This is a genomic window from Devosia geojensis, from assembly GCF_000969415.1.
Lineage (GTDB): Bacteria > Pseudomonadota > Alphaproteobacteria > Rhizobiales > Devosiaceae > Devosia > Devosia geojensis.
In genome coordinates this window covers 59,021-71,428 of sequence record NZ_JZEX01000157.1, presented here as the reverse complement: position 1 = coordinate 71,428, position 12,408 = coordinate 59,021, and the positions used below count along the sequence as shown (strand labels likewise).

At 64.9% G+C, this 12,408-nt stretch carries 15 protein-coding genes; 2 read left to right on the top strand and 13 right to left on the bottom strand.

The window, feature by feature from the left end; translation table 11 throughout:
- Positions 1–65 precede the first annotated feature (65 nt).
- Both VE25_RS18515 and VE25_RS18510 read left to right on the top strand, forming a co-directional pair.
- Positions 66–1,256 carry a bifunctional 2-C-methyl-D-erythritol 4-phosphate cytidylyltransferase/2-C-methyl-D-erythritol 2,4-cyclodiphosphate synthase gene (locus VE25_RS18515; protein WP_083989046.1) on the top strand — a complete coding sequence of 397 codons (1,191 nt, stop codon included), beginning with the start codon at positions 66–68 and terminating at the stop codon, positions 1,254–1,256.
- A 1-nt stretch (position 1,257) separates the two neighbouring features.
- On the top strand, positions 1,258–1,767 hold the full coding sequence (locus VE25_RS18510; protein WP_052732081.1) for a CinA family protein: 510 nt from the start codon (positions 1,258–1,260) through the stop codon (positions 1,765–1,767).
- Here the strand turns inward: VE25_RS18510 and VE25_RS18505 are convergent.
- The 13 genes from VE25_RS18505 to VE25_RS18445 all read right to left on the bottom strand — a co-directional run bounded on the left by VE25_RS18505 (position 1,764) and on the right by VE25_RS18445 (position 12,369).
- The gene (locus VE25_RS18505; protein ID WP_046110141.1) at positions 1,764–2,324 is read right to left on the bottom strand and encodes a hypothetical protein; all 561 of its coding nucleotides are present in this window, start codon (positions 2,322–2,324) and stop codon (positions 1,764–1,766) included. The genes VE25_RS18510 and VE25_RS18505 overlap by 4 nt on opposite strands.
- Positions 2,325–2,338: 14 nt before the next feature.
- Entirely contained in the window at positions 2,339–2,704 is a 366-nt protein-coding gene (locus VE25_RS18500) for a VOC family protein (protein WP_046110140.1), read from the bottom strand.
- A 2-nt stretch (positions 2,705–2,706) separates the two neighbouring features.
- Positions 2,707–3,144: a type II toxin-antitoxin system RatA family toxin gene (locus VE25_RS18495; protein WP_046110139.1), complete on the bottom strand. Its 438-nt coding sequence runs from the start codon at positions 3,142–3,144 to the stop codon at positions 2,707–2,709.
- On the bottom strand, positions 3,144–4,088 hold the full coding sequence (lipA, locus tag VE25_RS18490; protein WP_046110138.1) for a lipoyl synthase: 945 nt from the start codon (positions 4,086–4,088) through the stop codon (positions 3,144–3,146). The genes VE25_RS18495 and lipA overlap by 1 nt, the downstream gene beginning before the upstream one ends.
- Before the next feature lie 14 nt (positions 4,089–4,102).
- A complete protein-coding gene (locus VE25_RS18485; protein ID WP_046110137.1) occupies positions 4,103–4,360 on the bottom strand; it encodes a GlsB/YeaQ/YmgE family stress response membrane protein in 258 nt (85 codons plus the stop codon).
- A gap of 108 nt (positions 4,361–4,468) precedes the next feature.
- Positions 4,469–4,726, bottom strand: a complete 258-nt coding sequence (locus tag VE25_RS18480) for a GlsB/YeaQ/YmgE family stress response membrane protein (RefSeq protein WP_046110136.1) — start codon at positions 4,724–4,726, stop codon at positions 4,469–4,471.
- A complete protein-coding gene (locus VE25_RS18475; RefSeq protein WP_046110135.1) occupies positions 4,723–5,763 on the bottom strand; it encodes a Gfo/Idh/MocA family protein in 1,041 nt (346 codons plus the stop codon). The genes VE25_RS18480 and VE25_RS18475 overlap by 4 nt, the downstream gene beginning before the upstream one ends.
- A gap of 69 nt (positions 5,764–5,832) precedes the next feature.
- Positions 5,833–7,272, bottom strand: coding sequence for a dihydrolipoyl dehydrogenase (lpdA, locus tag VE25_RS18470; protein ID WP_046110134.1), 1,440 nt, complete (start codon positions 7,270–7,272; stop codon positions 5,833–5,835).
- 37 nt (positions 7,273–7,309) lie between these two features.
- Positions 7,310–7,957 carry an SGNH/GDSL hydrolase family protein gene (locus tag VE25_RS18465; protein WP_046110133.1) on the bottom strand — a complete coding sequence of 216 codons (648 nt, stop codon included), beginning with the start codon at positions 7,955–7,957 and terminating at the stop codon, positions 7,310–7,312.
- A gap of 12 nt (positions 7,958–7,969) precedes the next feature.
- Complete coding sequence (locus VE25_RS18460; RefSeq protein ID WP_046110132.1) at positions 7,970–9,349, bottom strand: pyruvate dehydrogenase complex dihydrolipoamide acetyltransferase; 1,380 nt, start codon at positions 9,347–9,349, stop codon at positions 7,970–7,972.
- Positions 9,350–9,359: 10 nt separating this feature from the next.
- Positions 9,360–10,754, bottom strand: coding sequence for a pyruvate dehydrogenase complex E1 component subunit beta (locus VE25_RS18455; protein ID WP_046110131.1), 1,395 nt, complete (start codon positions 10,752–10,754; stop codon positions 9,360–9,362).
- Between the two features lie 81 nt (positions 10,755–10,835).
- A complete protein-coding gene (gene pdhA / locus VE25_RS18450; protein ID WP_244466978.1) occupies positions 10,836–11,855 on the bottom strand; it encodes a pyruvate dehydrogenase (acetyl-transferring) E1 component subunit alpha in 1,020 nt (339 codons plus the stop codon).
- 115 nt (positions 11,856–11,970) lie between these two features.
- A complete protein-coding gene (locus tag VE25_RS18445; protein ID WP_052732080.1) occupies positions 11,971–12,369 on the bottom strand; it encodes an FtsB family cell division protein in 399 nt (132 codons plus the stop codon).
- Between the last annotated feature and the right edge of the window lie 39 nt (positions 12,370–12,408).

Below are 12,408 nucleotides of genomic sequence, written 5' to 3'. Positions count from 1 at the left end.
TTGCCGCGTCCGATGGGTCTCGATAGATCAGCGCTGTGTGACAGCACTTTGACCCCGAAGGACCCATGCCCCGCAAAACCACCGCCGTGATCGTCGTAGCTGCAGGCCGCGGCGAACGGGCTGGGAGCGGAGGGGCCGACCTGCCCAAGCAATACCGTCAACTGCTTGGCGAGGCTGTGCTTTCCCGCACGATCAGTGCCTTTCTGGCGCTCGAAGCCATAGACCATGTGCTGCCCGTCATCAATCCCGACCACGCCGGTCACTATGACGCGCTGAACCTGTCCGACCCGCGCCTCCTGCCGCCCGTGACGGGCGGCGCGACGCGCCAGGCTTCGGTGCTGGAAGGCCTCAAGGCTCTGGGCCCCATCCGGCCGGACTATGTGCTGATCCAGGACGCGGCGCGGCCCTTGGTCACACCGGCGGTCATCGAGGATGTGATGGCGGCGCTGACGGCGAGCGACGGTGCGCTGCCGGTCGTACCGGTCACCGACACCATCAAACGTTCGCTCGACGGTTCGACCGTCGCGGGAACGGAAGACCGCAACAGTCTCTTTGCCGCGCAGACGCCGCAGGGGTTCCGCTATCCGCAGATCCTTTCGGCGCACATGCGCGCCAGCGCCCTGCCCCGCGAATTCACCGACGACGCGATGATCGCCGAATGGGCGGGTTTGAAGGTCGCGCTGACCCAGGGCAGCACCGGCAACATCAAGATCACGGCGCGCGAGGACTTCGCGCGCGCCGAACGCATTCTTGCGGGAGACAACGCCATGGAGACACGCGTCGGCACCGGCTTCGACGTCCATCCGTTCGAGCCGGGCAGGTCTGTCTGGCTCGGCGGCGTCGAGATCCCGCATGACCGCAAGCTCAAGGGCCACTCGGACGCCGACGTCGCCCTGCATGCCTTGACCGACGCGATCTACGGCGCGCTCGGCGAAGGCGACATCGGCCAGCATTTCCCGCCGAGCGATCCGCAATGGAAGGGCGCGGCCTCCCGGGTCTTCCTCGAGCACGCCGCCGGTCTCGTCGCCTCCCGCGGCGGCCGCATCGTCAATCTGGACGTGACAATCGTTTGCGAAACGCCGAGGATCGGCGGGCACGTGCCTGCCATGCGCAGCGCGATCGCGGCCGCCTGCGGGATCGGGGAACCCCGCGTGGCGATCAAGGCAACGACGAGCGAAAGGCTGGGCTTCACCGGCCGCGAGGAGGGAATAGTCGCCATGGCCAGCGCATCGATCGAACTGCCGAGGCAGGATTGAAATGGCGGCCAAGGGGGCGCCGGACCCGGCCAGACGCGTCATCGAGCGGCTGACGCAAACCAACGCCACCATCGCCACCGCCGAAAGCTGCACGGGCGGCCTCATCGCCGGAGCGCTGACCGACGTGCCCGGCGCCTCGGCGGCGTTCTATGGCGGTTACGTGGTCTACGACAATGCCGCCAAGACGCGGATGATCAAGGTGCCCGCCCGCCTGATCCATGACTATGGGGCGGTCTCCAACCAGGTCGCCCGCGCCATGGCCGACGGCGCCCGCAACACCGCCCACACAAACTATGCCGTGGCGGTAACGGGCATTGCCGGCCCGGACGGCGGCTCGGAGAAAAAACCGGTCGGACTCGTCTATCTTGCTGTCTCTTCCGAGAACGGAACGAAGGTCATCGAGAGGCGGTTCGGGGATATCGGACGGGAGGCGATCCGCAAGACTGCGGTCGCCGAGGCCCTGGCGCTCGTCCTCGACGTGATCGAGAACGGCACCGATGAAGGCCGCTAGCTGACCAGCGATATTGCGACGTCAACGGCCAGAAGCGGTACGAAAGCGGCCGAAAGCACCTCCTGCAGACGGCGCGACTTCGTAGTGAACACCACCAAAGGTATGGCGACCAGAGGGATATCGAACAGCCCCCACCAGGATATCGGCGAGACCTGGAGGAAGAAGACGTTGGCCAGGAACCCCATGACGAAGAATGCGCTGAGCGCCGGCAGCGCCCATTTCCCGTCGAGCTCGAAGAACTGACGCAGGCTCCCCGCCTCGTCCTCGGGCCGGCTCGGCACCAGCAACGCGGCCGCGACAAACAGGGCCAGCGTCAGCACGACCAGCGCCATGAAATCATGGAAGTTGAAGCTGTCCATCACCAGGGGGAGCTGGTTGATCGCCCACCAGTATTCGAGCTGCACGAGGAAAAGGCTAAAGGCCCAGGTCGGCACGAGCCAGTCGAGCCGCGAGACGCGCCGGGCGCGGAAAATCCCGACGAGCCCCAGCAGCAGCCGAGTGACGCCGAGGCCGAGCACCATGGAAAGGACGACGGATATTAGGCGAAACGTGTCCATGTCCCTCTTCCCATCTAGCTGCCGATGAGCACGAAGATATTGCCGTCGGGCGCGGTCATGACGGCCACATGCCCCTCCTCGATGGGAAAGGGCTCTGCGAGCCACTGCACTCCTGGCCGGCGGCGCAACGTCTCGTAGGCGGCCCGGACATCGGCGACCCTGATCTCGACGTCGATGTCGCGCCGGTCCGGATGAGTGCTGAGGACGAGCTGGGAGCTGGCCCTGTCTGAAAAGTCGAGCCCGATAAGCGTCCAGGGACGGCCGTCATCGAGCGCGCGATCGAGTCGCCACGCTTCGGTGAGACCCATATCCGCAAGGAACGTCAAGGACTTTTCGAGGTCGTCGGTATGGATGCAGACGCAGTCCAGCCGCTCGAACATCTTTAGTCCCCGTAGCGCCGGTCCGCTTCCTCGACGAAGGCATCGAGGATTTCCTGCTGCTTGGCGGCGAACGCCGGCTCGGCCACGGCCGCGATCAGCGGATTGGAGATCTTGAAGTCGATCTCGAAGCGGATGCGCGTGCCCATGCCTTCCGGCTCGAAGCTCCAGACGCTGTCGAGATAGGCGAACGGGCCATCCGTCGCCTTGGCGCTGATGGTGCGGGCGGCGGGATCGAGCGTGACCTTGCTGGTATAGGCTTGCGTTACCGGCCCGAAGCTCAGCGTCATCTTGGCATAGCGCACGTTCGGCGAGCCGTTTTCGCCCCGAACCGACATCGCCTTGCAATTGGGGATGAAACGGGGGTACGCCTCGAGGTCCGCCACCAGCGCGAACATGCGGTCCGGCAGGTGCGGCACGTGATGTTCGAAATATCGCTTCATCACATCCCGAGCTTGGCGAGGCGCGCAGCGCGCAGCTCGGCGAAATCCTCGCCGGCGTGGTGCGAGGAGCGGGTCAGCGGGCTCGACGACACCAGCAGGAAGCCCTTGGTCTTGGCCACCGTCGCATAGGACTTGAACTGCTCGGGCGTGACGAACTCCATCACCGGATGGTGCTTGCGGCTCGGCGCCAGGTACTGGCCGATGGTGAGGAAATCGACCTCGGCGCTCCTGAGGTCATCCATGAGCTGGAGCACTTCGTTGCGCTCCTCGCCGAGACCGACCATGATCCCCGACTTGGTGAACATGGTGGGATCGAGCTCCTTGACCCGCTGCAGCAGGCGGATCGAGTGGAAGTAGCGCGCGCCCGGCCGGACCTTCAGGTACTTGGAAGGCACCGTCTCCAGGTTGTGGTTGAAAACGTCGGGCTTGGCGGCGACGACGATCTCCAGCGCCCCGTCCTTGCGCAGGAAATCGGGCGTCAGGATCTCGATGGTGGTCTTCGGGTTTCGCGCGCGGATGGCGAGGATCACGTCGGCGAAGTGCTGCGCGCCGCCATCGGCGAGGTCGTCGCGGTCGACCGAGGTGATGACGACGTGCTCGAGGCCGAGCTTCTCGACGGCCTTGGCGACGTTCTCCGGCTCATTGGGGTCGAGCGGCCCGGGCAGGCCCGTGCGTACGTTGCAGAAGGCGCAGGCGCGCGTGCAGATCTCGCCCATGATCATCATGGTGGCGTGCTTCTTGGACCAGCACTCGCCGATATTGGGGCAACCGGCTTCCTCGCAGACCGTGACGAGATTGTTCTCGCGCACGATCTTCTGCGTTTCCTTGTAGACCGGGGAGCCTGGCGCCTTGACGCGGATCCAGTCCGGCTTGCGCAGCACCGGAGCGTCCGGGCGATTTGCCTTTTCCGGGTGGCGTGGCCGGGTGTCGATAAGCGTGACCAAGATGATGTCCTGCCTTAAGCTATCAGCCTTGCGATGATGACGACGATGATGGCGCCGACCGTCGAGGTGATGATCTGGCGCACAAAGTCGTTGCGGATGCCGAGATTGATGTTGAGGGCGGAAAAGAGGTATCCGCCGACGAACGAACCGATGATGCCGCTCACGAGATAGGTGATCAGTCCGCCGCCCCCAACCACGAGGCTGGCGAGAAAACCGGCGACGAGGCCGATGGCGAGAAAAACCAGAATAGCGCGGGTGTTGTCGTTGCCCATCGTAAATCCCCCTCCAGAGTCACTGCGCTGCGGCAAGGCCATGATATTCGCCCAAAAAATTCTGCTGCCCGACATATCGTCCTGGCGCTCGGCCGGTTCAAGCCGAATCTAGCCGGCGATGATCCGGGCGAGCGCGAGCACCACGATGGCGCCGATGGTGGCGGTGACGATCTGGCTGAGAAGAGCGTTGCCGATCGGCAGGCTGACGCCCAGGACCGACAGCAGCCAGCCGCCGACGAACGCTCCGATCACCCCGACGATGAGGTTGCGGATCAATCCTCCGCCGCCCAGCAGCAATCCGGCGATCCACCCTGCAACGAGCCCGATGCCGAGGAAGATCAGCAGTTCCGTCATGCCAACGCTCATTTGATCACCTCGGCGATGTCGACCCACTCGCCCTGCCGGTTGGCCGAGGCGATGGTCGCCTGGACGAGAGCGAGGCTGAGGAGGTTATCCTTGCCCGAACTGAAGCGCGGCGGCAACGAGCCCGTCTCCACCACCTTGGCGATGGTCGCGAGGGTGCCGAGCCGGTCGGCGAACTCGATCGGTGCGAGCTTGACCTTCTCGGCCTTGCCGTCCATCGGCCGCAATTCGACGACGTCGGGCTTTTGCTTGCCCATGAAATGGTCGCGCGAGGTCCACCAGATCTCGCCTTCCGAGCAGTCGATGGTCCACTCGCCGGCCCAGGGCGTATAGGAGCCCGTGGAGACCCAGGACGCGCGGTAGCTGACGACGATGCCGCTGTCGAACTCGATGAGCGCGGCGCCGGTCGGATGGTGGGCGAAGGGACTGCCTTCCGGATTCCAGGTGCGGCAGGCGACCCGCACGGGATCGACGTTGAGCACCATGCGCATCAGGTCGAAATGGTGGATCGACATGTCCGCGAGCAGCGGGTCGGGCATGTCCCAGTAGCGGTAGCCCTGCGTCGGGGCGTGCCGGCGGAAGTCGACGGAAACCTGGTTGATCGGCCCGAACTTGCGTGCCGCCATGAACTCGGCGACGGCGATTGGCGCCGGCTGGAAGCGGTAGTTCTGGCTGACCATCAGTACCCGGCTCTGCGCCTCGGCGAGGTCCACCAGCTCCTTGGCCTGCGCCATGGTCGAGGCGAATGGTTTCTCGACAATGACGTTGAAGCCGAGCTGCAGCGCTTCCTTGACCACCGGATAGTGGGCTTCGGTGCGCAGCGTCGCGATGACCAGGTCGGCTTCTACGGCCTTCCCGGCCTCGGCCAGGCTCTGGAAGCAGAGCTTGGGATCGACCTTCAGTTCGGTTTGCACCCGCTCGGTGGCCGCCGGATTGGCATCGACGTAGCCGACCATCTCGATGCCCGGCACCTTGGGAATGACGTCCTGGCTCCAGGAGAAGCCCCAGGCGCCAAGCCCGACCTGAATTGCCTTGACCATAAGGGGACCAGCCTTTCGTTTCTTGTTCCGGCCGAAGTGCGGAGCCCCCCTGCGCGCTCCCGCCGCTCGTCAGATGTTCAGCGCCCGCCCATAGGCGTCGAGAACGCTTTCCTTCATCGTCTCCGACAGAGTCGGATGCGGGAAGATGGTGTGGATGAGCTCTTCCTCGGTCGTCTCGAGGTTCATGGCGACCACGAACCCCTGGATGAGCTCGGTGACTTCCGCCCCAATCATGTGCGCGCCGAGGAGTTCCCCGGTTTTCGCATCGAAGATCGTCTTGACGAGGCCGTCCGGTTCGCCCAGCGCAATGGCCTTGCCGTTGCCGACGAATGGAAAGCGGCCGACCTTGATCTCCCGGCCCGATTCCTTGGCCTTGGCTTCGGTCAGCCCGACGCTGGCCACCTGCGGCTCGCAATAGGTGCAGCCGGGCACCTTGGTCTTGTCGAGCCCGTGCACCTTGAGGCCGGCGATCTTCTCGACGGTGACGACTGCCTCGTGCTCGGCCTTATGCGCCAGCATCGGCGGGCCGGCGACGTCGCCGATGGCCCAGATGCCCTCGACATTGGTCTTGCCATAGGCATCGATGACGATGGCGCCGCGCTCGGTCTTGACGCCGACCTTCTCCAGCCCCAGCCCCTCGATGTTGCACTGGACGCCGACGGCCGAGATCAGCTTCTCGCCCGAGATCTGCTCGGTCTTGCCATCCTTGAGTTCCACATGGGCGGTGACGCCGTCCTTGGTCTTGTCGACCTTGGTGACCTTGGCATCGGTGAGTATCTTGATGCCGCGCTTTTCGAAGCGCTTGCGCGCAAGCCCGGCGATCTCGGCGTCCTCGACCGGCATGATCTGCGGCAGGAGCTCGATGATGGTGACCTCGGCGCCGAGCGAGCGGTAGAACGAGGCGAACTCGACCCCGATCGCGCCCGAGCCCATGACGACAACGGATTTCGGCATCGTCTCGGGCTTCATCGCCTCGAAATAGGTCCAGATCTTGTCCCCATCCGGCTCGATGCCCGGCAGCACGCGCGGGCGCGCGCCGGTGGCGATGATGATGTTCTTGGCCTTGTAGGTGCCTTCACCCAGCGCATTCTTGGGCACCGGCCCCTGCGGCTCGACGATCTTCTTCTTGGTCGGCGCGACCTTGATCTCTCCGGGTTTTGTGATTTCCGCCTCGCCCCAGATGATGTCGACCTTGTTCTTCTTCATCAGGAACTGCACGCCATTGTTCATCTGCGCGGCAATGGCGCGCGAACGCTTGACGATGCCCGGAATGTCGAAGCCGAAGGTATCAGCGGAAAGCCCATAGTCCTTGGCATGGGTCATGTGGCCGTAGATCTCGGCCGAACGCAGCAGCGCCTTGGTCGGGATGCAGCCCCAGTTCGAGCAGATGCCCGCCATGTGCTCGCGCTCGACGATGGCGACCTTCATACCGAGCTGCGCGCCGCGGATGGCGGCGATATACCCGCCCGGACCCGCGCCGATGACGATGAGATCGTATTGGTCAGCCATGGGCGCTTCTCCAGTCTTGCTTTGGTCGTTCTGCTGCTCAGAGGCCGAGCAGGGATTTGACGAGGGGTACCAGCCCTTCGCCGATCGCGCGGGTGTTGGCCGCATCGAGATGGACGCCATCGGCGGGATCAGGCACCGCGACGGTCGAGGCATCGAAGAAGGCGGCGCCGTATTCCTCGGCGCGCATTTTGTAATGGCGGGCGAACTCGCGCGACTGCGCGATGGCGCCCTCGCCGCCGAAATGCATCAGCATGTCGGCATTGTCGGTCTCGCCGATCAGCGGCGGCGCGACGAGCAGGATCTGCGGCACCGTCTGCCCCGGCTCGACGAAGTGCCCGCGGATGACCTGCATCAGCCGGCGCATGCCGTGCGAGGCCGTCTGCGCGCTGCCATGGATGGCGGGCTTCAGGTCGTTGGTGCCGAGCATGATGATGACGAGATCGAGCGGCGAATGGCTGGCCAGCAGCGTCGGCAGGATGCGCGCGCCGTTCCGGTCTACATTGGCAAGGTGATCGTCGAACGCCGTGGTGCGCCCGCCGAGCCCTTCGGGGATCACCCGCGCCTTGCCGCCAAGCCCTGCCTCGAGCACGCTCGGCCAGCGGTCCTCATAGTCATGCCGCGGACCACCTTTGATCGGGCTCGCGCCGTAGGTGAGGCTGTCGCCGTAAGCGAGGATGGTTTTCATCGCCCTGCCCCCTTAGGCCAGCATCATCACCGGGTTTTCGATCAGCGTCTTGAAGACGCCCAGCACTTCCGCGCCGAGTGCGCCGTCCACAGAGCGGTGGTCGCAGGAGAGCGTGACGGTCATGAACTGGCCGATCTTGACCTCGCCCTTCTCGGCATAGACCCGCTCCTCGCCGGCCCCGACCGCCAGGATCGTACCGTGCGGCGGGTTGATGACCGCGCCGAAGTGCTTGATGCCGTACATGCCGAGGTTGGAGACCGAGGTCGAGCCGCCCTGGTATTCGTGCGGCGCCAGCTTCTTGTTGCGCGCGCGGCCGGCGAGGTCTTTGACCTCCTCCGAGATCTGCCGCAGCGTCTTGGTATCGCAGGACTTGACGACGGGCGTGAAGAGCCCGCCGGGTACCGCGACGGCGACCGCGACGTCCGAGCGCTTGTGGTAGAGGATCGAGTCGCCCGCCCAGGTGGCGTTGGCGGCGGGCACGCGCTGCAGCGCCACGGCCCACGCCTTCATGATGAAATCGTTGACCGAGAGCTTGTACTCGGGCTTGCCGTCTTTAGACTTCGGCGCCTGGTTGTTGATCTGCTCGCGAGCGTCCATCAGCGCATCGATCTTGCAGTCGAGCGTCAGGTAGAAGTGCGGAACGGTCTGCTTGCTCTCGGTCAAACGCGCGGCGACGACCTTGCGCATGCCGTCGTTGGGGACGATCTCGTAGGAGCCTTCCTCGTAGAGCGCCAGAACCTGCTGCTTGGTCATACCTCCCGGCATCGCGCCGGCAGCCGCCGGAGCACCGGCGGGCGCAGCCTTGGCAGGCGCAGCCCCGGACCTGGCCTTCTCGACATCGGCCTTGACCACCCGGCCCTTCGGACCCGATCCGGCGACGGTCGCGATATCGATGCCGGCTTCCTTGGCGAGGCGGCGAGCGAGCGGCGACGCGAACACGCGCCCGCCTTCGCGGGTGGTGGGCGCTGCCGCCACTTTGGGAGCAGTGGAGGCCCCCTCACCCGCCGCTTGCGCGGCGACCTCTCCACCCGAGGGAGAGGTGGTGGGGCTCGCGGGCGCTGCGGCCGGCGCCCCCTCTCCCTTCGGGGGAGAGGGCTGGGGTGAGGGGGCCTTCGCTTCGGCCTTCGCCGAAATATCCGCCTCGCTCTCGCCTTCCTGCAGCAGCACGGCGATGACGGCGTTGACCTTCACACCTTCCGTGCCCTCGGCGACCATGATCTTGCCGATCTTACCCTCGTCGACCGCCTCGACTTCCATCGTCGCCTTGTCGGTCTCGATTTCGGCGATCACGTCGCCCGAGGAAACGCTGTCGCCTTCCTTGACGTGCCACTTGGCAAGCTTGCCCTCCTCCATCGTCGGGGAAAGCGCCGGCATGGTGATATCGATCGGCATGAAGACCCCCTTACGAGCGGTAGGTGACGGCGTTCACCGCCGCGATGACTTCGTCGACGCTGGGCAGCGCCAGCTTTTCGAGATTGGCGGCATAAGGCATGGGCACGTCCTTGCCGGTGACGCGGGTCACGGGCGCATCGAGATAATCGAAGGCGTGCTCCATGAGGCGCGAAGCGATCTCGGCACCGATGCCGCCCTGCGGCCAGCCCTCTTCCACCGTCACGCACCGCCCGGTTTTCTTGACCGACTCGACGACGGTGTCGATGTCGAGCGGACGGAGCGTGCGCAGGTCGATGAGTTCCACGTCGACGCCGGCCGCGACCAGCTTCTCGGTCGCCTGCGTCGCGTAGCGCATGCCCATGGAGAAGGAGACGATGGTGACGTCGTTGCCCTTGCGCGCGACCCGCGCCTTGCCGATCGGCAGCACGTAGTCGTCGACCTTGGGCACCTCGCTGGTCGAGCCGTAGAGGATTTCGTTCTCGAGGAACACAACGGGGTTGGGCGACCGGATCGCGGCCTTGAGGAGCCCCTTGGCGTCGGCGGCGCTGTAGGGCGCAATGACGGTGAGGCCCGGGATGTGGCTGTACCAGGCCGAATAGTCCTGGCTGTGCTGGGCGGCGACACGCGCAGCCGCGCCGTTCGGGCCGCGGAAGACCATCGGCGCCGTCACCTGCCCGCCGGACATGTAGAGCTGCTTGGCGGCCGAGTTGATGATCTGGTCGATCGCCTGCATGGCGAAGTTCCAGGTCATGAACTCGACGATGGGTTTGAGGCCCGCGAACGCGGCGCCGGTGGCAAGACCCGCGAAGCCGTGCTCGGTGATCGGCGTGTCGATGACACGCTCCTTGCCGAACTCCTGCAGCAGACCCTGGGTGACCTTGTAGGCGCCCTGGTATTCGGCCACCTCCTCGCCCATGACGAAGACGTCCTTGTCGCGGCGCATCTCCTCGGCCATGGCTTCGTTGAGCGCCTGGCGAACGGTCATTTCGACCATCTCGACGCCTTCCGGCAGGTCGGGATCGGCCGCCGCTTCAAACTTGGGAGCAGCGGGAGCGGCAGCGGCGCTGGGCGCAGCTTCAGCGGCCTTCTCGGCCGGGACCGCCGGCGCCTCGGCAGGTTCAGGCGCGGTCTCGGCCGGACTGGGTCCGCCAGCGGGCGCTTCCTCGCCTTCGGCCAGCACCAGGGCGATCGGCGTATTGACCTTCACGCCCTCCGTGCCCTCGGCCACCAGAAGCTGCTTGACCACGCCGCTATCGACCGATTCCACTTCCATCGTCGCCTTGTCGGTCTCGATCTCGGCCAGCACATCGCCCGGATTGACGGTGTCGCCTTCCTTGACCAGCCACTTGGCGAGCTTGCCCTCCTCCATGGTGGGAGACAGGGCAGGCATGAGGATGTTGGGCATCAGCAGTCTCCAAAGACGCTATAGATCGTTCGGCGGAGCAGCGACAGGCTAGCGCGCCCGCAGTTCAGGTTTGATGACGCGTTATGCGGGAATGGTGATGTCGGTCCACAGTTCCGAGGCATCGGGCTCCGGATCGTTGGTGGCGAAATCCGCAGCCTCGGTGACGATGGCGCGCACCTCGGTTTCGATGGTCTTCAGGTCCTCTTCGGTGGCGTACTTGAGGTCCAGGATGCGGGCCTTGCTGTGCTCGATCGGATCGCGCTCCTGCCGGTATTGGCTCACCTCTTCCTTGGTGCGGTACTTGGCCGGATCGGACATGGAGTGGCCGCGATAGCGGTAGGTCAGCATCTCGAGGATATACGGGCCCTTGCCCGATCGCGCATGCTCGATGGCGCGCCGGGCCGCATCGTAGGTCATGCGCACGTCCATGCCGTCGACCTGCTCGCCGGGAATGTCGAAGGAGAGGCCGCGCTTGGAAAGGTCCGTCGTCGCCGCGGAACGCTCGAGCGAGGTGCCCATGGCGTATTTGTTGTTCTCGATGATGAACACGACCGGCAGCTTCCATAGCTTGGCCATGTTGAAGCTCTCGTAGACTTGGCCCTGATTGGCCGCGCCGTCGCCGAAATAGGTGAGGCTGACCGTGTCCTCGCCGCGGTACTTGGCGGCGAAGGCGAGCCCAGTGCCGAGCGAGGCCTGGGCGCCGACGATGCCGTTGCCGCCGTAGAAGCGGTGCTCGTTGGAGAACATGTGCATCGAGCCGCCTTTGCCCTTGGAAAGGCCGCCTTGGCGTCCGGTGAGCTCGGCCATCACGCCCTTGGGGTCGAGCCCCATGACGAGCATGTGCCCGTGGTCGCGATAGCCGGTGATCTGGGCGTCTTCGCCCTTGCGGCTGGCCATGGTCACGCCCGTGACGACAGCCTCCTGCCCGATATAGAGGTGGCAGAAGCCGCCGATCAGGCCCATGCCGTACATCTGGCCCGCCTTCTCCTCGAAGCGGCGGATCAGCAGCATATCGCGGTAGGCCTCGAGCTCCTGGTCCTTGGTCAGTTCAGGAAGGTTGGATTGCGCCTTGGCCTTGCTGGCCACCGCTTTACGCGCCATTGTCACGCTCCGCATGAGGGATTGGGATCGTCGCTCGCCCGAGTTGGGCATAGAACGCCATAATAGCGCAACCCGCAGCCCTGCGGCAACGGCTCCGCAGCCCAGCGGAAACTAATTAAATATCTGAAGTATCAGAGATAATCGAGTTTAACTGGTTTTCAGCTAACTCAGAAAATGAACCGGATACAGGTTCACCGCTCTGCTTGTCGACCATGACGATGATGTCATCCGCATGCGCCATGTTGAGGAGCGCCCGCGCCCGCTCATCGAGGATATCCGGATCGAGCTTGCGCGCATCGAACAACGTCGCGCGATGGCGATAGGAATCGATCTGCGCCTGCAACGCCCCCGAACGCGCCTTCAATGCACCGATGTCGGCCAGGATATCCTCGCGGCTCTCGATGCCGAACTGTCCGTTGAGAGCAGAATAGCCGAGATACCCCAGGAACCCGAATAGGGCAGCCGTCACCGCAAGGTGGCGCCAGAAGGGCGGGCGTTTGAGGCGGGTGGGCATTGGGCGGAACCGTTGAGTCGACGGATCGACATTAGCGGG